Here is an 18,381-nt window from a genome sequence, read left to right as displayed (position 1 = left end):
TTGCTAGGAAAGCGGATTCACGGTATCATGTAGTGGTAATTAATAGATGATACCAAATGTGAAAAGACGGAGGGATTCCTATGTCGAGTAATAACGCGGCTGTAGTGGAAATTGCTCAAACAGCAGGCAAGTTTACTTCTTCAATCGTGCTTCATTCGGAGAACAAGTATATTGATGTGAAAAGTATTCTCGGTTTGTTTACCACGCTGATTAGCACACACAGCTATGAACTTCACGTTCATGGACCAGATGCAGACGAAGCAAAAGCAGCCATGTCAGAAGTATTTGCTAAACATGGCCTGAATGTAAGCATCGCATCCGAGTAATCATTCCAGGAAGCATCTCCGCCTGTCTTGGCGGGGGTGCTTTTTCGTATACACAAATGAACAGGTTCTTCTTTGAGTCCGTTGCTGAGGAGTTAAAATACGTGCTGTCCAAGCCTTCGTTTTGAGTGGTTATTTTGGTCAGGTTCTTGTATTAGCTCCTGATTTCGTCTAATATTAGAGGTAGAACGTCTTTACGCGATTTTTGGGACATAGGGGGGAAAAATGCATGACTTCATCTGATCTGCAGGACCAGCTGAACATGAAAGCGATCAGTCTTCTTCAAGAAGATGCAGATAAAATACAGAAGCTTATTGAAGTACAGATGGAGAATCTGGCTACCCGCTACTGCCCTCTCTATGAGGAAGTATTGGATACACAGATGTATGGGTTCTCCAAGGAAGTCGATTTTGCTGTTCGTGCTGGGCTTCTTCCTGAAGGTGCTGGTAAGCAGCTGGTAAGCGCGCTTGAGCGGAATCTGGCAATTCTATATGAAGCTTTGAACAAAAAGAATGAGCAATAGCCTGCTATCGTGCGGGTCAGAATAGAAGGCATGCAGGCATTTTGCATGCTTTTTTTGTGTGTGTTTTAACAAATAAAAAATGGTGTAAGCCGATCATAAAAAAAGCAGTCCGGAAATGTGTCCGGGCTGCTTTTGCTATCTGTTCGTTATGTCAGCATCTATAAGCTTATGAGGTTACACCAGGAAGAAGGATACCCCCAGAATGATGTAGACAACCAGCAGGAGCAATCCCTCATACCAGTTCGTTGAACCATCCTGGGTAATCGACTTGGCGATAAATACGGCTACCCCAATGGCAAGAAGCTCAATCGTTGTAAACACGATATCCATGGTTCTGCCCGTAAAGTAACTCACAAAAATAAGCACAGGTGCAACAAAAAGTGCGATTTGCAAGCTGCTGCCGACCGCAATCTCTACAGCGGCACCGATCTTGTTTTTCATGGCAAGCATAATAGCTGCACTGTGTTCGGCCGCATTACCGATAATCGCAACCAAAAATGCACCAACGAACAGTTCACTAAGACCAAATTCTTCGGTAAATACCTCGAGAGTACCCACGAGCCATTCACTGACAAAGGCTACCATAACTGTGGCGATAACCAGGTATAGAATTGATTTTTTCTTGGACCACGCCGGCGCATGTTCATGCGGCAATTCCTCGTCTTCATCGACAGTGACATCCGCGAGATAGTTCTTGTGCGTTACCATCGAGAATAAGAGCCAAGCGATGTAGGCAATGATCAACAGCCCTGCGACAATTAGGCTGAGCGTATCTGTGTCCTTTTGAGTAATGGAATGGGTGTTGAGAAAAACAGCCGGAATGAACAGGGCAATGATCGCCACGATCATCAGGGAGCCGTTTAGTCCCGCAAGAGAGACGTTGTAATTTTGAATTTTGAACTTGAGTCCTCCGGCAAAGATACTTAGCCCCAGCACCAGCAGCAGGTTTCCGATAATGGAACCGGTCAGACTTGCTTTTACCATGTCGAATAAGCCCTCTTTGACGAGGAAAATGGCAATGATCAATTCGGCAGCGTTACCGAACGTAGCATTCAAGAATCCGCCAAGCCGCTGTCCGGCATAGTGAGCAACATTTTCGGTAGCTTTCCCTAAAAAACCGGCCACAAAAATAACCGAAATGGCTGAAATCACAAACTGCAGGATCGGATTCCAATGCAGATAGTGGGCAATGGCGCTGAATGCAAAGGTGACAATCAGCAAAATGGATGAAATCCGGTTTCTCACAACAAACACCTCGGTTAAAATTATTTTGTTTTAAAATGACAATGAAAGTCTTATGAGATTATTTTCATATTTCAATATAACCAAATGGTGGTAGGTTGTAAACGCATGTTTTCGAGTTTAATTTGCTTTTTGGGGTGGAAAGGATTTAAAATACGAGTAACGAAGTGAAGGAGGATGTGGCATGGCAGAACAACTTCAACTAGAAGGCGGTAACATCCGGATTGCCGATGACGTGGTGGCGAAAATTGCCGGAATGGCTGCGATGGAGACACCGGGGATTGCCGCAATGTCTGGAGGATTGTCAGAGGGCTGGGCCAAACGTCTCAGCGGTAAAAACGTACAGAAAGGCGTAGGCGTTGAGGTCGGCCAACTGGAAGCAGCCATTGACCTGCGCATCATCGTCCTGTACGAGACACCGATTCATGAAGTATCCCGTATGCTTCAGCAGAATGTGAGAGAAGCGGTAGAGACCATGACCGGATTGCGCGTTGTCGAAGTGAACGTGAAGGTAGAAGGCGTATCCTTCAAAGGCGACGACTTGTAAGGTACTAACCTCCAATTTAACTGAAGAGCAGATGATCGTAGATGATGTTCTCTGTGCTCCAGTTAACCCAAAAAAAGACTTCACATCCCTAGGATGCGAAGTCTTTTTTTTATTCCGGTACACCGTTAACGAATGCGCCGAATGGATTTGGAATCCCGTGAACGAAGAGCCGGGGAAGTACGTGTTTGCGTTTGTACCGTTACGGATTTGGTTCGCTCTTCCTTAATGACGTCCTGGTTGTTCGTACGCGAGATACTGAGCAGAATACCCATGGCCACCATCATCACAAAGAGTGACGTACCTCCATAACTGATAAACGGAAGGGTAACCCCCGTCACCGGTATGGTCTGGGTCACGCCTCCGATATTAATGAACGCCTGAATGGCGATCAATCCCATGATTCCGATACCCACCAGCGTTCCGAACGGGTCAGGACAACGCAACGAGACAATAATGCCGCGCCAGATAAAGTACAGATAAACCAAAAGGAATAGCGTACTCCCCAGGAAACCAAGCTCTTCCCCAATTACGGAGAAAATGAAGTCATTATACGCGTTCGGCAGATAATGAAGCTTCATCGTACCTTGTCCAATACCTGAACCGGTCATGCCGCCATCACCGATGGCCACAAGGGAGCGGAAAAGGTTGAGACTTCCACCACTAGTGTCCGATAACGGATCAAGGAATGCCTGAATACGCCCGATCTTGTAATTCTGTTCGGCAGAGGCTGCAGTAGTACTGTCAATAGCGTCTGAAGGAGACATGGAGGAGAAGAGGGCATTCGCGCCGAGTGCGAGTGCCCCTCCCAGTACAACTAGCAGGATCGAACCCATAATATGCTTCATGCTTGCTCCGCCTGCATAGATGACGAGACCACAGGTGGAAACCAGAATGAAGCATGTACCGAAGTCCGGCTGCAGCATGATCAATCCTGCAATGAATCCGACAATGACTAAAACCGGAATATAACCTGTCTTGAGGTCCCTGAAGCGTTCGCCTTTTTTGGTGATGAGTGCAGAAAGGTATAGTATTATGGCAATCTTGGCGAACTCCGCAGGCTGAAGACTAAAGCCAAAGATGCGGATCCAGCTTCGTGCACCGTTCAACATTGCGCCTGTAACAAGTACGAGCACCAGCAATACCGTGGTGAATAGGAAAAAAGGTGCATAAAGCTTCTTGTATTTATTAAAACGAATGTTCATGGCAAAGAACATACCAACTAAACCGATAACCGCCCACATAAGTTGTTTTTTCGTGAAGTATAGGGGATCATTGTTAAAGCTACTGTTTGCAATTGCAATACTGGAACTGGAGCTGAATACCATCAGCAGTCCAAAGCCCACTAACAATAAAGTGAGGATTAGCAGTTGGAAATCTGGCGTGCCTCTCTTCGTTTTCGTTTGGGCCGATTGTTGTTTCATGATTTGGCCCAGCCTATGCTTCCAGCAGTTCTTTGAGCTGCTGCAATTTTTGGGCTGCCAGCTTCACGACTGGCTGCGGAACGGTAGAGTCATAATCGAGACCGTGCGGAAAGGTTGCTTTGCCAAGGTAAACAGCCTCGACAGAGAGCACGGTATCGGGTTTTTCAAGTTTGCCATCTACTACACGGGTGTTGATACGTACAAAGTATTCTGAGTTGGTGTTGTCATCTTCAATTTTGTAGTCATATGTAGCACGGTAATACTCCCATTGCCACCGGACAAATCCGACTTTCTCGGCGCTCTCATCCAGGTATGCCAAGTCGCTTTTCAAGCCATCCAAGCCTGTATTCTCAAAAATCATAAGCGTCTGATCCTCCTCATAGCTTCCGAGTATAATTCTCGTGCATTTCTCTAGTTCATGATAGTATGTTTCCCCTTCCCGTGCAAGCTTTCCCAAGGCGTTTCGTATCGGTTTTCTTCCAATTCTGCTACAATATACAGCAATAGGTTTGAAGAGGATGGTTCGGACTTGATGAAAGTTCCGTTCAAGATCGAAAGGATGGGGAGAAAATGACAAATAATATATGGTGGGACGATCTGCAAATCCATATGGTGGAATGGCGGCGTCATCTTCATCGCAATCCCGAGGTTTCCTTTCATGAGGAAAAGACATCTTCTTTTGTAGCGGATATGCTGGAGAGTTTTGGCGTTGAAGTGAAACGTCATGTAGGTGGTCATGGTGTAATTGGTACGATTCGGGGGGACAAGCCCGGTCCTGTCGTCATGCTTCGGGCTGATATGGATGCACTGCCAATCCAGGATGAGAAGGACGTAGAGTATGCTTCACAGAAGGCAGGAGCAATGCATGCCTGCGGTCATGACGGTCATGTTTCCATTTTACTTGGAACGGCATTGTATTTCAGCAAGCACAAGGCTGATATCCAAGGAGAGATTCGCTTTTTGTTCCAGCCTGCGGAAGAACTGCTTCCTGGCGGGGCTGTGAAAGTCATTGCGGATGGTGCGCTTGAAGGTGTGGATGTGATCTATGGCATCCATTTGTGGACGCCTCTTCCGGTAGGAGTGGCAGCCAGCAAGGAAGGACCACTGATGGCAGCTGCTGACGACTTTTACATTGAGATCAAAGGAAAGGGCGGCCATGGTGGTATGCCGCAGTCGACCGTGGACAGTCTGGTTGCAGGTTCTGCACTTGTCATGCAGCTGCAGACGGTGGTCAGCCGTTCCGTGGATCCGCTGCGACCTGCGGTTCTGACGATTGGTACAATGCAGGCGGGATCTGCCCAGAATGTCATTGCCGAGTCCTGCAAAATGAGTGGAACCGTCCGAACGTTTGATGAAGAAACGAGAGCCGAAATGAAGGAACGTGTACATCGCATCGTTTCCCAGACAGGCGGTGTATACGGGGCACAGACGGAAGTGAACTACATCATGGGTTATCCGCCTGTAGTCAATGACAAACAAGAAACGGACCGCTTCTTCCGCAAAGCCGTTCAGGTGTTCGGAGATGAACAAGTGCACACGTCTCCGATGCTGATGCCAGCAGAAGATTTCGCTTATTATTTGCAGCAGGTTCCAGGCTGCTTCATGTTTGTCGGGGCAGGGAATCCGGACAAAGGTGCCATTTATCCGCATCATCATCCCAAGTTTGATTTTGATGAAGATGCTATGCAGCATGCGGTTAAGCTCTTTATTGCCATGGCTACCGATTATATGGGTGGCAAATAGAATGTTTTGGGTATAGTTGGGCATCCTACTCATAGAAGTAGGGTGCTCTTTTTTATGCAAATTTACCGGGTAGGTATCGGCTGTAAAGGTTCATTTCTGGGTGTGCCGGAACTGAACTTTTTGTCATGAACATCTATTTTGGAGCACAACGTCATCGGTACCGGATCGGAGGAGTAGACATGGAGAAGACGGATGCCTGTATTGTTCAACGGGATTTTACGATTTTGCTGGAAGTGGGTCATCCGGGATTCGAGCAGGCACGGACACGACTAAGCGTATTTGCCGAACTTGTAAAGACGCCGGAGGGATTCCATACCTATCGCATGACATCATTATCCCTGTGGAATGCTGCAGCACTCGGTTGGAGTGCGGAACAAGTCGTTAGCAGTCTCGAGTCCGTTTCTCGCTGGAATGTACCCGCAGCACTTGTGCAGGATATTCGGAGAATCGTAGAACAATACGGAAAATTGAAGCTGCATTGGGAGCAGGATCACCAGCACCTGCGTCTGGTTGGAGACAGTGAACAACTGCTTGATGAATTGAGCGGGCTCAAAACCATTGCGGCCTTTCGGATGGAGCGTGTTGCCCGGGATGAGCTTGTCGTTCGCGGAGAACAGCGGGGCTTGCTCAAGCAAGAGTTGACACGTCTGGGCTACCCTGTACTTGATTATGCAGGATATCGCCCCGGAACACGTCTTTCGTTTGGTTGGAAGAATGATAAGAATATACATCATGAAACCGATGTGGATCAGAAAGCCTTTGAACTGCGTTCTTATCAGAAAGAAGCTGTAGACGCATTTGAGGGTAGTGAGGGCATGGGAGGGAGCGGGCTGCTCGTGCTGCCTTGTGGAGCTGGAAAAACAGTCATTGGAATGGCTGTGCTTGAACGTCTTCAATGTGAATGCCTCATCCTGACTTCCAATACGACCTCTGTGCGGCAGTGGATTCAGGAATTACAGGATAAAACTACCCTTACTTCGGATCATATCGGGGAGTACTCCGGTCAGAAAAAACAGGTTCGGCCTGTCACGGTGGCTACGTATCAGATTCTTACACATCGAAAATCCAAAGATTCCGATTTTACTCACATTAAATTGCTGAGTGAGCGGGAATGGGGACTCATCATTTATGATGAGGTGCATTTGTTACCTGCTCCTGTCTTTCGGGCAACTGCAGATATTCAAGCTACGCGAAGACTGGGATTGACGGCAACCTTGGTGAGGGAAGATGGATGTGAACAGGATGTATTCTCCCTTATTGGTCCTAAACTCTATGATATGCCATGGAAAGACCTCGAGCGGCAAGGGTGGATTGCCAATGTGCAGTGTCAGGAGATACGGGTTCCTTTTTCAACGGATCTGAAAACGACCTATCTGGAGGCAGAAGGAAAACATCAGTTTCGTCTTGCAGCGGAAAATCCCGCTAAGCTACAAGTAATCAGACGATTGCTACGTCAACATGATGGTTTGCCTGCACTTGTGATCGGTCAGTATCTGGACCAGCTCGAAACCATTGCCCGGGAAATTGACGCTCCGCTGATCTCGGGTACGATGTCACAACACGAAAGGGTAAAGTGGTTCGAATCCTTTCGTCGGGGCGAAATTAAAACCATTGTAGTTTCCAAGGTGGCAAATTTTGCTGTTGATCTTCCTGACGCTGCTGTTGCGCTTGAGATATCAGGAAGTTATGGTTCCAGGCAGGAAGAGGCTCAGCGACTGGGCAGGATATTGAGGCCTAAGCCTGGTGACAATAGAGCATATTTCTATGCGCTGGTATCAGAGGATAGTAAGGAACAGGAGTTTGCATTGCGCCGTCAGATGTTTTTGGTCGAGCAGGGATATGAATACTCCATTATACATGAACATACTTAAGTCCCATTAAGCGTTAGCGTAGGAAGAGGAAAGGCGGGAGCATAGTAATGCTTGGACATGAAGCAGTGGATATCGATGAAATAATGAAACTGTCAGCCACAGAACATTCGGTACTTGGTGCTCTTTTTCACAAACATGCGTGTCAACCCTTTTCCGTGATGATGACCACCGCTGAGTCTGCGGAAGAAGGATTGAGCGGGGCGGAAGCTAGGTTAGGTTTTATGCGCCTGAGACAAAAAGGGTGGATTGAAGCGGTTCGCAAAACTTGGGGAGAGAACCTATACTACATTCCGCTGAGTTATATTCCTGCATTAACCGTAGCCTACGCAAATAGAGTCGGTAAACATTCATTTTTAATACATGAACAGGATCAGAAGGAATCTGGAACCCAGATGGTTAGTGGTGGTCAAATTCACGTTATTCGTGAAGCAAGGGCTGATATCGCTGCCGAAATCATTCATATATTGGCCTGGATCGCAAGAGATGGCCTCACATTGACGAATAAAGGTACGATCCACAAGAGAATGCTGCAGCGGTTTAGCGCTTTGACTCATTTATGTCCTGATGATTTTGCTGCATTGAATCTAGACTACGAACATCCGGATATCTACCCTGTTCATGTTGCCATTATGCTGGACATGCTGCTTGCTCTGGGGCTTCTCCATAAGGATCAAGAAAAAATAAGGGTACATGACGAGACTCTGGGTCACTGGTTAGAGCAGCCGTGGTCGTGCATGCATCGCGAGATATTCAAGGTGTGCATGGAACGATATGGTGTAACCAGTCCTGCAGAACAACATTTTCGCTATCGCCTGGTCTTGCTCGGTAAAGGAAAGGAGACCTGGTCCAATATTTCGGATCTGATTCCGTATTTCAAAGGCAGCGGCAGTAATACCGGGCTTCCTGAATATGTTCAGAGCTGGCTAAACGCACTGGCTGGGTGGGGGTACGGAGAGAGTGGTGTAAATGCTTCGGGTGATTTGTTTTTTCGCTGGTTGGTTGAGCCTGAGGAATTGTTGTTCTTCAAAGTACAGCAGGAACTGGACAGCGCTAAGAATGTTTTCTTTGTGCAGCCTGACTTCGAAATTATGGTCCCGGCAGAGGTAGTCCCGCAGGTCCGCTGGAAAATAGAAAATTGCGCCGAACTGCTGAGCTGTGATCGCATGAGCATCTACCGTGTGTCCAAAGAACAAATTGTCAATGCCTCTCATCGGGGGTTTACGTCTGACAAGGTGGTGGAATTTCTGCGCCGTTATGCTGCCACGGGAGTCCCCGAGCATATGTATCACGCGATACAACAGTGGGGAAATGAGTGGGAGCGATTAAAGGCACAGCGTGGAGGAAATGCAGAGAAAATACAAAGTATACAGCCGACCGATTTCCTATGCAGTAAGGGGTCAGGGGAGGATAAGAGTACTGAGATTTACAAGCATGAGCCAAGGGTTGGGCTTAGCGGTCTACGAGAAAGCTTTTATGTGCATGGCAGGGAGGGCTTAATCCAAAAGGAACCGGATAAGGCATCTTCGTATACACACGGACAGCCGATAGCGGAGCAGTCGGATGATTTACCCGAATTCGGCTCCATTCCCGACATGTGGCATAACGATTGGCGGCGATATCATATATCCACGACACGTCAGATTACGGCAAAAGCGATAGAATGGCAGACCAAGCTGGGACTGAGGAAGGAACAGTCCGAGGTATACATTATCCCGGATCAAATTCAAGGCCAAGACGATTGGACACTAACAGGCTGGATTGTACCTGGGGCAGACGAGAGGGCAATAGAACGGTGCACGATTTCTCCCATGGATTGGGACAAGATCAGATTAATCGTTCCGGAGCTGATCTGAAGCAGGAAGAGCTTATGTTCCCCTATTTTCTATTTGCAGGAAAAACTCTTCTTAACTACCGGGGGATATGCTATGATAAAGTAGTCTACCTTACGTAGAACTTTATATATAGATAGGATGAATTTCATGAGCGTAGCGGAATTGAACACGGTCGATATGGCCCAAGTGTTGACGGGCGCATATGAACTGGGCGACATGATTAACCAATCTGCCGAAGTATCGGATTATTTATATTGGAAGCAGCAAGTTGAGAGCAATCCGGAGGTCCAAGCGGGAATACGCAAGCTGGAAGCCAAAAAGGAACTGTTTGAAGAAACACAGCGTTTTGGACACTTCCACCCGGATTATCATGCTGCAAAAGACCAGGTGAAAGCTCTGGAACAGGAGCTGGAACAAATTGAGGCAGTAGCTCGCTTTAAGCAGGCTGAGAGAGCACTCGATGAAATGCTGCACCAGATGTCTGAAACCATTGCTTATGCAGTCTCTACCACAATCAAGGTTCCGAGCAATGACCCGAACCCCAAAGGTGGCGGCTGTGGAAGTGGCGGCAAGTGCAGCTGCGGTTAACGAATTCCGAATGAATTAAAATCCTTATAGACCGGACCTTCTCCTCGAAGCGTCCGGTCTCCATTATAAGAAGGGCGGGGAGAATGATGTTTGCGGAAAGGACAGGATTTATTATTTGGGTTAGTGATCTAAAAGCAGCCCGCAATCTCGAAAAGTATGGTACCGTTCATTACATTTCCCGCCGTATGCATTATGTCGTCATGTATGTTAATGCAGAGCGAGCTGAAGATACAATGAAGAATGTGAAGCGGCTGTCCTACGTGCGCAAGATCGAAAGGTCTTATCGTAACGAAATCAAGACAGAGTATGCCAGCAAAACGATGGATAAAACAAGCTTTTACGGAATTTAAAATATATAGTCTTCAACGTTAGTGATTTGATGGAACTGGACATAAGCGCGGAATAATAAAACATATTGATCAAAGGTCGCCTTCATGGCGACTTTTTCTTTTGGGGATCATGCTTCCATCCAGGGCTGCAAGAACGTGGTACATATGAACAGTAGGTAAATACCGACCATGAAAAAATAATAGAAACACTAGTTGAAGGTACGTGTATGTTATTTGAGTGTTAATTAATATAACATATAAAGATTGAATTCAGCGAAAAAAAGTAAACGTGATGTAAAATAAATTGTGTACACCCGAAATTTTCAATTGGTAATTTTCCACTTTTGCAATTGTAATCGCTTTCTTTTGGTCGAAAACAACACATTTTTGAATTGTTAAAATGGAGGGGAAATGTTAAAAAACCTTGTTATACCAATGTTTATGGAGTCTGACAAAATGACATATTTACGAAAAAACACGTGATCCCCTATTGTTAAACTACAGCTGCGCCAACAAAACTAACATGCAACATGAATGCTCTAACGTTTTTCCTGCAGCGTATGACCCGAACATGAGAAGCGACAGAAGGAGGCGATCCTGTGTGCAGGAAGTAAAAACGGCCAATCGGCAGCAGACATTATACAAGCCGAACATCAGTAGAAAGCGATGGCAAAAGGTCTGGAGAAACTGGCAACTGTATTTGTTTATTGCACCCGCATTTCTGTATTTTCTCATCTTTCACTACGGACCCATGTACGGCATCCAGATTGCGTTCAAAAATTACAATCCGGTACGCGGAGTATTTGGGAGTCCTTGGGTAGGTTTTGATCATTTTATAAGGTTCTTTGAATCCTATTATTTCTGGGATTTGATGTGGAACACACTGGCGATCAGTTTGTATGAGCTGGCTGTCGGGTTTCCGATTCCGATCATTCTGGCTCTGGCGTTTAATGAACTGAAGCATAAACGTTTCAAAAAGCTGGTCCAAACCGTTACGTATGCGCCTCATTTTATCTCGGTTGTCGTAATGGTCGGGATGGTGATTGCTTTCCTCTCTCCATCAACCGGAATCCTGATCCGTTTCGTGGAATGGATGGGTATAGATGCACCCTCATTCCTGACAAGCCCTGCATGGTTTAAGACGGTATACGTACTCTCCGGCGTATGGCAAAGTGCGGGCTGGGGAACGATCATTTACCTTGCTGCGTTGTCTGGAGCGGATCCTGGCCTGCATGAAGCAGCAATTATAGACGGGGCAAACCGACTTCAGCGTATCCGGCACATTAACATTCCCGTGTTGGTACCAACCATGACCATCCTGCTCATTCTGAACATGGGGAGCCTGCTGGGGGTCGGGTTTGAGAAGATCCTCCTGATGCAGAACCCGCTGAACATGGAATCTTCCGATGTCATATCCACTTTCGTATACCGTTCAGGTCTGGAAAATGCCCAGTACAGCTTCTCTACTGCTGTCGGCTTGTTTAACTCTGTCATTAATGCGTTTTTGCTCGTTACCGTCAATCAAATCGTACGCAAGACGAGCGAAAACAGTCTGTGGTAAAGGAGGAGGCTGAATGTTAACCGGTATTCAGGAAACGAGACAAGACAAAATTTTTCTAACCTTGAATTATATCTACGTTACGATTGCTTTCCTTCTTGTAGCGTACCCGCTGGTATATATGATTAGCGCCTCCATCAGCAATCCGAAGGAAGTTGCTTCAGGTGCAATGTGGCTATTTCCGAAAGATATCACGTTTGAAGGCTATGAGCGTGTGCTTCAGGATCAACGAATCTGGTCAGGCTACGCAAATACAATTCTGTATACGGTTGTCGGTACTGCAGTGAACCTGGCGGTCACCATTCCTGCAGCCTATGCGCTCAGCAGAAGAGACCTGGTCGGAAGAGGGTTCTTTATGGGCATCTTTATGTTCACGATGTTCTTCGGCGGAGGGCTGGTACCAAGTTATCTGCTGATTAAGGAGCTCGGCATGATCAACAGCATGTGGGCACTGATTTTGCCTTCCGCAGCTTCGGTATGGAATATCATCGTCTCCCGCACCTTCTTCCAGGGAACGATCCCGAGTGAGCTTCAGGAGGCTGCACAGATCGACGGCTGTTCTAATTTTAAGCTGTTTTTCAAAATCGTACTGCCATTATCCATGCCGATCATAGCCGTTATGGCACTCTTCTACGGTGTAGGTCACTGGAACAGTTATTTCTCAGCAATGATTTATTTGAATGATTCGGCCAAATATCCGCTTCAGCTCGTGTTAAGACAGATTCTTGTCCTACAGGAAATGTCAGCTCAAGGCTCTGGCATGATGGACGGCTCATCGGCCTCGGCACTGAATAACAAAGCCGAAGTGGCGGCACTCGTCCGTTATGCAGTCATTATTGTATCGACACTTCCGGTCATTATCATCTATCCGTTTTTGCAGCGGTACTTCGTTCAGGGTGTCATGATTGGTTCCGTCAAGGGCTGATCTATACCAAATAAATCATCAAAAAGGGAGTTGTTGTCATGAAGAGAGCTCACAAGAAATCAACGGTTCTGTTAAGTCTGATCCTTGCTGCAAGCATGCTTGCGGCATGCGGAGCATCTCCTGATGGCGGTTCAACCGCTGAACCGGGTACACCGGAAGAGACAGGGGTGAAACAAGAGGGCTTTCCTATTGTGGAGGAACCGATCACATTGACCATGATGTCCCAGGATGTAGGCGTGGCTGATTGGAATACCATGCCTGTTATTCAGGAAGCAGAGAAGCTTACCAACATCAAGTTTGAATTTCAGCTTACTCCGATTGACAGCTTTGCAACCAAGAAAAACCTTGTCTTTGCAAGTGGTGATTTGCCTGACGTACTGTACGGAGCCGATCTTACACCGGCAGAGCAGGTGACCTATGGCACCCAAGGCTCACTTATCCCGCTTGAACCTTATATTGATGGGGGATATGCTCCGAACATTAAAAAATTGTTCGATGAGAATCTGGATATTCGCAAATCGTTCACAACGCCCGAAGGACACATTTATGCCCTGCCATTCATCGACAGTGCCGCCGTCTGGTATCGCAGCCCCATGTGGTATAACGGCAGTATGCTGGAAGCGCTTGGTGTAAAAGAACTGCCAAAAACGACAGAGGAATTGTACGCGCTGCTGAAGCGAGTGAAGACGGAAGATCCGAATGGCAACGGCAAGGCCGATGAAATTCCGCTCACCTCCGTGAAGCTGGATGATCTGCGCATGTATTTTCTGGGCTTCTGGGGCATATATGACCCTGTCGTTTACGTAGATAAGCAAGATAAGGTGTTTTACAGCCCGATGCAGGAAGGATACAAGGGATATTTGGAATTTATGAATCGTTTGTGGAAGGAAGATCTGCTGGATCACGAAACCTTCTCGCAAACCCCTGAGCAGAAAAAAGCCAAAGGAGAAAATAATCAAATTGCCCTTTTTAATGACTACTTCTCCTACTTTACATTAGGTGGTGATCCGGACGCGGCAATGAAAAATCCGCTCATGACACCCGTGGCAAGCGATATTGCAGGAACGCCTGTTTACGGTATGCATCCAGGACTCTCTGCTAACGGAACATTTGCCATCACAAGTGTAAATGAGCATCCTGAAGCCACCATGCGCTGGATCGATTACTTGTATTCCATCGAGGGACAAACGCTCTTCAATCAAGGTCCTGAAGGCACGCTGTGGAAATACACCAACAAAGATACGTATGAAAAGGAATGGCTGCCTGTTCCGGGAGGCGGTGATCGGGAAGAGTACAGAGGCACCATTACGCCTAACTTCGGCATGCTGACTCCGGGGCATAACTCACCGGAGCTCACGAATGGTCTGACGACCGAATTTGACGAGTGGATTGCGAAAGAGAACGAAGAGAAGCTGATACCGATCGGTAAAGCGCCGTTTCCGAATGCGTATCTGACCAACGAACAGCAGGATGAGGCCTCCGCATTGTTATCTGATCTTAATACGTACGTGAAGCAGATGGAAGCGAAGTTTGTAACCGGGGAAGAGCCATTGTCCAACTGGGACGGCTATGTTGAACAGATGAAGAAATTGGGTGGAGACCGAATTCAGGAAATCTATCAGGAAGTGTATGATACGTGGAATGCCGCAGGCGAGTAATCGGATGTGAATCCCCGTTTGAAGCACCATGAAATAATAGAAAAAAAGCCAACATCGACGGCAATCCTGGTTGTTCGTCTGTTGGCTTTCCTGTTATTAGCTGGCCGATTCAGTTCCTGCATCACTACCCGTAGTGCGATGAAGCTTGCGATATTGTCCTGGTGTAAGCCCGGTCTCTTTCTTGAATTTACGGATGAAATTCGGTGTATCCAGATATCCGACTTCCTGAATGAGGTCTTTCAGAGGGGTATCCGTTGTTTTCAGCTGATGAAAGACTCTGTCGAGTCGTTTTTGCCAAATGTACTGAAGGAAGTTGATTCCGGTCTTCTCTTTGAAAGAGCGGCTCACATGGGAAGGTGAAACTTCAAATTCATACGCAAGCGTATCCAGGCTAAGATTGTGATCTGTAAAATGGGCATCGATATATTCAATAATGCGGTCTATCAATGTCTGCTCTTCCTGCTGCGTATCCTTTTTCACCTCGTTGCATAACTGGGAGGCAAGCAAGAGCAGAACGGATTCAAGCTCTTCCAGCGAGCTGCTAAATACCATGTTGGGAGCAATCTGCTGCAGCATTTGATGTTCTCCGAGTTCCGAAGCTGTCTTAAGGATCGTGTTCAGCAGATCGAAGCTGATGCAGCGCACAAGCAGTGCAGGCAGCATGGAAGACTGCAAACTGGTCACGGATGAGCGAATCATCTGAGTAGCGATATCGATATTTCCCTGTTTCAGACTTTGAACCAGCTTCAGCTGCATATGGTTTGGAATCCAGTAGGAATGGCTCGGTGTTTTGGACATTTCTTCAAATAAAGCGGATGATCCATACTCTCCTGGTACGAGCAAATCAAAAGCAGAACAGGCTTCAACGTAAGATTGGGTCAGTTCATGAAGCTGCGAATAAGCACTTCCGGCACCAATCAACGGGGTTACGGACAATTTTTCCAAAAGCAAGCCTCTTACTTGTTCCATGATCTGTTTTATACGTGTTACCAGTTCGATTCCTTCAGCGGAATCAAAACTCATGATTAAACCGAAACGGTCCAGCTGAGGCAGCTCAACGCCATAACCGGTTGCCTGCAGATCAGGCAATTCAATCTGTGCAAGACTGCTTGCAATACGGCGGCGGAGTTCCATATCGGCATGCTTGGAATCATTCCAGCCAATGACCATGACAAACAAATAATCCTTGTTCAGTTTCAGGTCGAACAGCTGCACCAGTTCAGAAGACAATGGATCAGGATTTCCAGACTTAATTAAGGTCGACAAGTACTGGTTCCGAGCATACGGTTCCTGTAAATCAATGCGGGAGCTGTAATTCTGCAAGGCAGAACGAATCCGTTCCAGTTCATTGGCATTTCCATTTCGAGACCCTCCATCAGGTTTCTTTTCCGGGAAACGGGAAGCGGCAAATTCGACCAGGGTTGAGATGGGCTGATATTGCATTTTGGCGAGAACGAGAGCAATTGCGACTCCGACCAGCAGCACAATACCTATGATCATCATCATGAAACTGCGGACATCCAGTACACTGCTGAAGAACTGGGAGCTTGGCATTACAGTCATGTAGGTCCAACCGTTGGTGTCCGATTGCACAGATACGATGGAATGATCTTTGCCGTCCAGCGTCCGCTCCTGGATTCCTGGAGTAATGGTTTTAAACAAGGCAGCCAATGCATCTGTGCTTAGGGTATCTCCCTGATGGTTGGCCGTTAGTACCTGACCCTCTGCATCGAGGACATAGGTCAGGCCTTGATAGTTTCCGAGTATGGAATCAATCAGATTGGTAATCTGAGACTCCTTGATAAAAACCATGACCGTGGCGTGGGGGTTCAGACTGTTTGGAGTAATGGGAATAAGGTAAGCAAGCTTGCGGTCCTGTACTCCACCAGTTTTGGTTACCACATCGGCAGGTCTTACGGTAGGATGCTTCGTTTCGTTGAGATCGTTATACAGGGATTGTTTGTCCCATTTCTCGAAGCTGAGATTGTCGGCAAACACCTCAAAATCGGTCAGACCTTTGCTGGAATAAATACGAGTATCATCGTGGAAATAAAGATAGATTTCATCAATCATGGAACTGGTGGCTTTGTACTGATCCAAGGCACGAATGGCTTCCGGGCTGGTCTGGGTATTGGTGACCCGATAGGAAGAGAGCCGATTATCGTAAGAAATGCGGGAAGCAATCTCGCTCAGCTCTTTCATTCGGCTGTCAATGGTTACGTTGGTTTGTGATAACTGGGCCAGACGCGAGCTTTCAATCTCAGTACGGAGGGTTTTAACTGCGTTTTCATAGAGAAATACGGTCATGAATACGAGAGGAATTAGCAGAATGAACAGGTAGGACCAAATGTATTTCAGGAACAGTTTGGATTTGAAATAGTCCATTCGCAAGTGAAATGCTGCCTCCTTTCCATATGGAGAAATGCCATTTCTTTTCTTATAAATGATATCAATAAAAAAACAGTTTGGACATAGCTTTTTCGCACGTGTGCACACGGTTTCCAAATATCGCAGAGAAAAGGTGTAGATGATGATGCAGAAATGGTTTGAGGATGCAAAGCTGGGGATTTTTATTCACTATGGAATCTATGCCGTTGACGGTGTTGCGGAGTCGTGGTCTTTTTACAATGGACGCATGACTTATGACGACTACATGAAGCAAATGGAGGGATTCACGGCCTCCAGATTTGATGCCGCGGTGTGGGCGGACCTAATCGAGAAATCGGGTGCCAAGTATGCTGTGCTGACAACCAAGCATCATGACGGAGTTGCTCTGTGGGATACTCAGTACAGTGACTTGAACACGGTAAAGAAAACACGGGCTACACGTGACATTGTCAAAGAATATGCCGATGCGATCACGGCGAAGGGGCTTCGGCTTGGACTCTACTACTCGTTAATCGACTGGTCCCACCCGGATTACCCGAGTGTATATGAAGGCGGGAGGGTACCGGATGACCCCGGTTCTAGCAATCCGTTCTCCTATCCCTTGGATGGGATTCAGGATGAAACCAAATGGCAGAAGTTTTTGGAGTTTAACAACCATCAATTGAAAGAATTACTCACCGGATTTGGCAAGGTTGACCTGCTGTGGTTTGACGGGGATTGGGAACGAAGCGAGAAGCAGTGGAACCTGCCGGAATTCAAGCGTTATCTGAAATCAATGCAGCCAGATCTCATCATCAATTCACGCCTGCAGGGACATGGGGATTACAAAACGCCCGAACAAGGGCTGCCGATTACGAGACCAGATGGGCCGTGGGAGTTTTGTACAACGATCAATTCCTCTTGGGGGTACGTCCCTACGGATCAGCATTACAAATCACTGTCTCAGATCGTTCGCATGTTCTGCGACTGCATCTCCATGGGTGGCAACATGCTGCTCGATATTGGTCCGCGAGAGGACGGAACAATTGATGAGAGGCAGGAAGCGATCCTGCTTGGACTGGGCGATTGGATTAGAGCGCATGCAGAAGCCGTATACGGGACAAGAGACGGAATAATGAGCAGATATTATGGAGATGGAAGCACGCTCTCGGCAGATGGAAAGACACTCTATCTCTTTGTACATGGCGATCCGAAGGAAAGCATTTGTGTGAAGGGGCTGTGCAACGAGATCAGGAACGTATCCGTGCTGCATTCAGGCAAAGAACTGACATATGACATTCACGGCGGGGTTCCGTGGTTTCAAATTCCGGGTACAACCTGGATTCACCTGACGGGTGAAGACACCCATGAACTGACAACAGTAGTGAAGCTGGAGTTCGATGAAAAGGTAGACATGTATGGCGGCTCCGGGGCAGTCGTTACTCATAACTGAA

General features: G+C 47.0%; 16 protein-coding genes. 12 read left to right on the top strand and 4 right to left on the bottom strand.

Annotated features, from left to right (window positions below):
• Nucleotides 1-80: 80 nt before the first annotated feature.
• Both CHH60_RS11935 and CHH60_RS11930 read left to right on the top strand, forming a co-directional pair.
• Complete coding sequence (locus tag CHH60_RS11935) at nucleotides 81-326, top strand: HPr family phosphocarrier protein (RefSeq protein WP_095290222.1); 246 nt, start codon at nucleotides 81-83, stop codon at nucleotides 324-326.
• A gap of 226 nt (nucleotides 327-552) precedes the next feature.
• Nucleotides 553-846, top strand: coding sequence for a YlaN family protein (locus tag CHH60_RS11930; RefSeq protein ID WP_095290224.1), 294 nt, complete (start codon nucleotides 553-555; stop codon nucleotides 844-846).
• Between the two features lie 174 nt (nucleotides 847-1,020).
• Here CHH60_RS11930 and cax read toward each other — a convergent pair whose 3' ends face one another.
• Nucleotides 1,021-2,091: a calcium/proton exchanger gene (cax, locus tag CHH60_RS11925; RefSeq protein WP_095359373.1), complete on the bottom strand. Its 1,071-nt coding sequence runs from the start codon at nucleotides 2,089-2,091 to the stop codon at nucleotides 1,021-1,023.
• A gap of 181 nt (nucleotides 2,092-2,272) precedes the next feature.
• On the opposite strand from cax, the gene CHH60_RS11920 reads away from it, so the two are divergent.
• On the top strand, nucleotides 2,273-2,635 hold the full coding sequence (locus tag CHH60_RS11920; RefSeq protein WP_095290227.1) for an Asp23/Gls24 family envelope stress response protein: 363 nt from the start codon (nucleotides 2,273-2,275) through the stop codon (nucleotides 2,633-2,635).
• A 125-nt stretch (nucleotides 2,636-2,760) separates the two neighbouring features.
• Here CHH60_RS11920 and ftsW read toward each other — a convergent pair whose 3' ends face one another.
• Together ftsW and CHH60_RS11910 are read right to left on the bottom strand one after the other, a co-directional pair.
• Nucleotides 2,761-4,056, bottom strand: a complete 1,296-nt coding sequence (gene ftsW / locus CHH60_RS11915; RefSeq protein WP_095359372.1) for a putative lipid II flippase FtsW — start codon at nucleotides 4,054-4,056, stop codon at nucleotides 2,761-2,763.
• A gap of 13 nt (nucleotides 4,057-4,069) precedes the next feature.
• A complete protein-coding gene (locus CHH60_RS11910; protein ID WP_095359371.1) occupies nucleotides 4,070-4,417 on the bottom strand; it encodes a YugN family protein in 348 nt (115 codons plus the stop codon).
• Between the two features lie 209 nt (nucleotides 4,418-4,626).
• Between CHH60_RS11910 and CHH60_RS11905 the strand changes: the two genes are divergently transcribed.
• The 8 genes from CHH60_RS11905 (at nucleotide 4,627) to CHH60_RS11870 (ending at nucleotide 14,560) form a co-directional block, all read left to right on the top strand.
• Nucleotides 4,627-5,799, top strand: a complete 1,173-nt coding sequence (locus CHH60_RS11905; RefSeq protein ID WP_095359370.1) for a M20 family metallopeptidase — start codon at nucleotides 4,627-4,629, stop codon at nucleotides 5,797-5,799.
• A gap of 179 nt (nucleotides 5,800-5,978) precedes the next feature.
• Entirely contained in the window at nucleotides 5,979-7,670 is a 1,692-nt protein-coding gene (locus CHH60_RS11900; RefSeq protein ID WP_095359369.1) for a DNA repair helicase XPB, read from the top strand.
• A gap of 47 nt (nucleotides 7,671-7,717) precedes the next feature.
• Nucleotides 7,718-9,523 (top strand): helicase-associated domain-containing protein, encoded by a 1,806-nt coding sequence (locus tag CHH60_RS11895; protein ID WP_095359368.1) that lies wholly within the window; start codon nucleotides 7,718-7,720, stop codon nucleotides 9,521-9,523.
• A 126-nt stretch (nucleotides 9,524-9,649) separates the two neighbouring features.
• Nucleotides 9,650-10,090, top strand: a complete 441-nt coding sequence (locus CHH60_RS11890) for a YlbF family regulator (protein WP_095290237.1) — start codon at nucleotides 9,650-9,652, stop codon at nucleotides 10,088-10,090.
• Between the two features lie 86 nt (nucleotides 10,091-10,176).
• Nucleotides 10,177-10,440, top strand: a complete 264-nt coding sequence (locus CHH60_RS11885) for a YlbG family protein (protein ID WP_095290540.1) — start codon at nucleotides 10,177-10,179, stop codon at nucleotides 10,438-10,440.
• A 550-nt stretch (nucleotides 10,441-10,990) separates the two neighbouring features.
• Nucleotides 10,991-11,980 (top strand): ABC transporter permease, encoded by a 990-nt coding sequence (locus CHH60_RS11880; protein ID WP_095359367.1) that lies wholly within the window; start codon nucleotides 10,991-10,993, stop codon nucleotides 11,978-11,980.
• A gap of 13 nt (nucleotides 11,981-11,993) precedes the next feature.
• Complete coding sequence (locus CHH60_RS11875) at nucleotides 11,994-12,902, top strand: carbohydrate ABC transporter permease (protein ID WP_095359366.1); 909 nt, start codon at nucleotides 11,994-11,996, stop codon at nucleotides 12,900-12,902.
• A 38-nt stretch (nucleotides 12,903-12,940) separates the two neighbouring features.
• Nucleotides 12,941-14,560 (top strand): extracellular solute-binding protein, encoded by a 1,620-nt coding sequence (locus tag CHH60_RS11870; protein WP_095359365.1) that lies wholly within the window; start codon nucleotides 12,941-12,943, stop codon nucleotides 14,558-14,560.
• A gap of 96 nt (nucleotides 14,561-14,656) precedes the next feature.
• Here CHH60_RS11870 and CHH60_RS11865 read toward each other — a convergent pair whose 3' ends face one another.
• A complete protein-coding gene (locus CHH60_RS11865) occupies nucleotides 14,657-16,945 on the bottom strand; it encodes a helix-turn-helix domain-containing protein (protein ID WP_255247903.1) in 2,289 nt (762 codons plus the stop codon).
• A 148-nt stretch (nucleotides 16,946-17,093) separates the two neighbouring features.
• Between CHH60_RS11865 and CHH60_RS11860 the strand changes: the two genes are divergently transcribed.
• Nucleotides 17,094-18,380 (top strand): alpha-L-fucosidase, encoded by a 1,287-nt coding sequence (locus CHH60_RS11860; protein WP_176476039.1) that lies wholly within the window; start codon nucleotides 17,094-17,096, stop codon nucleotides 18,378-18,380.
• Nucleotide 18,381: the final 1 nt, after the last annotated feature.

Origin of the sequence: Paenibacillus sp. 7523-1 (assembly GCF_002276415.1) — a bacterium.
In the GTDB taxonomy this organism is placed as follows: domain Bacteria; phylum Bacillota; class Bacilli; order Paenibacillales; family Paenibacillaceae; genus Paenibacillus; species Paenibacillus illinoisensis_A.
Note: the sequence above shows the minus strand (reverse complement) of the source record. Positions and strands in the feature narration are given on the sequence as shown.

Excerpts from the sequence above, each read along its gene's own strand:
- CHH60_RS11895 (WP_095359368.1), top strand. The coding sequence starts at position 7,718 with ATGCTTGGACATGAAGCAGTGGATATCGATGAAATAATGAAACTGTCA.
- CHH60_RS11935 (WP_095290222.1), top strand. The coding sequence starts at position 81 with ATGTCGAGTAATAACGCGGCTGTAGTGGAAATTGCTCAAACAGCAGGC.
- CHH60_RS11880 (WP_095359367.1), top strand. The coding sequence starts at position 10,991 with ATGAGAAGCGACAGAAGGAGGCGATCCTGTGTGCAGGAAGTAAAAACG.
- CHH60_RS11860 (WP_176476039.1), top strand. The coding sequence starts at position 17,094 with ATGCAGAAATGGTTTGAGGATGCAAAGCTGGGGATTTTTATTCACTAT.
- CHH60_RS11875 (WP_095359366.1), top strand. The coding sequence starts at position 11,994 with ATGTTAACCGGTATTCAGGAAACGAGACAAGACAAAATTTTTCTAACC.
- CHH60_RS11920 (WP_095290227.1), top strand. The coding sequence starts at position 2,273 with ATGGCAGAACAACTTCAACTAGAAGGCGGTAACATCCGGATTGCCGAT.
- CHH60_RS11900 (WP_095359369.1), top strand. The coding sequence starts at position 5,979 with ATGGAGAAGACGGATGCCTGTATTGTTCAACGGGATTTTACGATTTTG.
- CHH60_RS11885 (WP_095290540.1), top strand. The coding sequence starts at position 10,177 with ATGTTTGCGGAAAGGACAGGATTTATTATTTGGGTTAGTGATCTAAAA.
- CHH60_RS11905 (WP_095359370.1), top strand. The coding sequence starts at position 4,627 with ATGACAAATAATATATGGTGGGACGATCTGCAAATCCATATGGTGGAA.
- ftsW (WP_095359372.1), bottom strand. The coding sequence starts at position 4,056 with ATGAAACAACAATCGGCCCAAACGAAAACGAAGAGAGGCACGCCAGAT.
- CHH60_RS11870 (WP_095359365.1), top strand. The coding sequence starts at position 12,941 with ATGAAGAGAGCTCACAAGAAATCAACGGTTCTGTTAAGTCTGATCCTT.
- CHH60_RS11890 (WP_095290237.1), top strand. The coding sequence starts at position 9,650 with ATGAGCGTAGCGGAATTGAACACGGTCGATATGGCCCAAGTGTTGACG.
- CHH60_RS11930 (WP_095290224.1), top strand. The coding sequence starts at position 553 with ATGACTTCATCTGATCTGCAGGACCAGCTGAACATGAAAGCGATCAGT.
- CHH60_RS11910 (WP_095359371.1), bottom strand. The coding sequence starts at position 4,417 with ATGATTTTTGAGAATACAGGCTTGGATGGCTTGAAAAGCGACTTGGCA.
- CHH60_RS11865 (WP_255247903.1), bottom strand. The coding sequence starts at position 16,945 with ATGGACTATTTCAAATCCAAACTGTTCCTGAAATACATTTGGTCCTAC.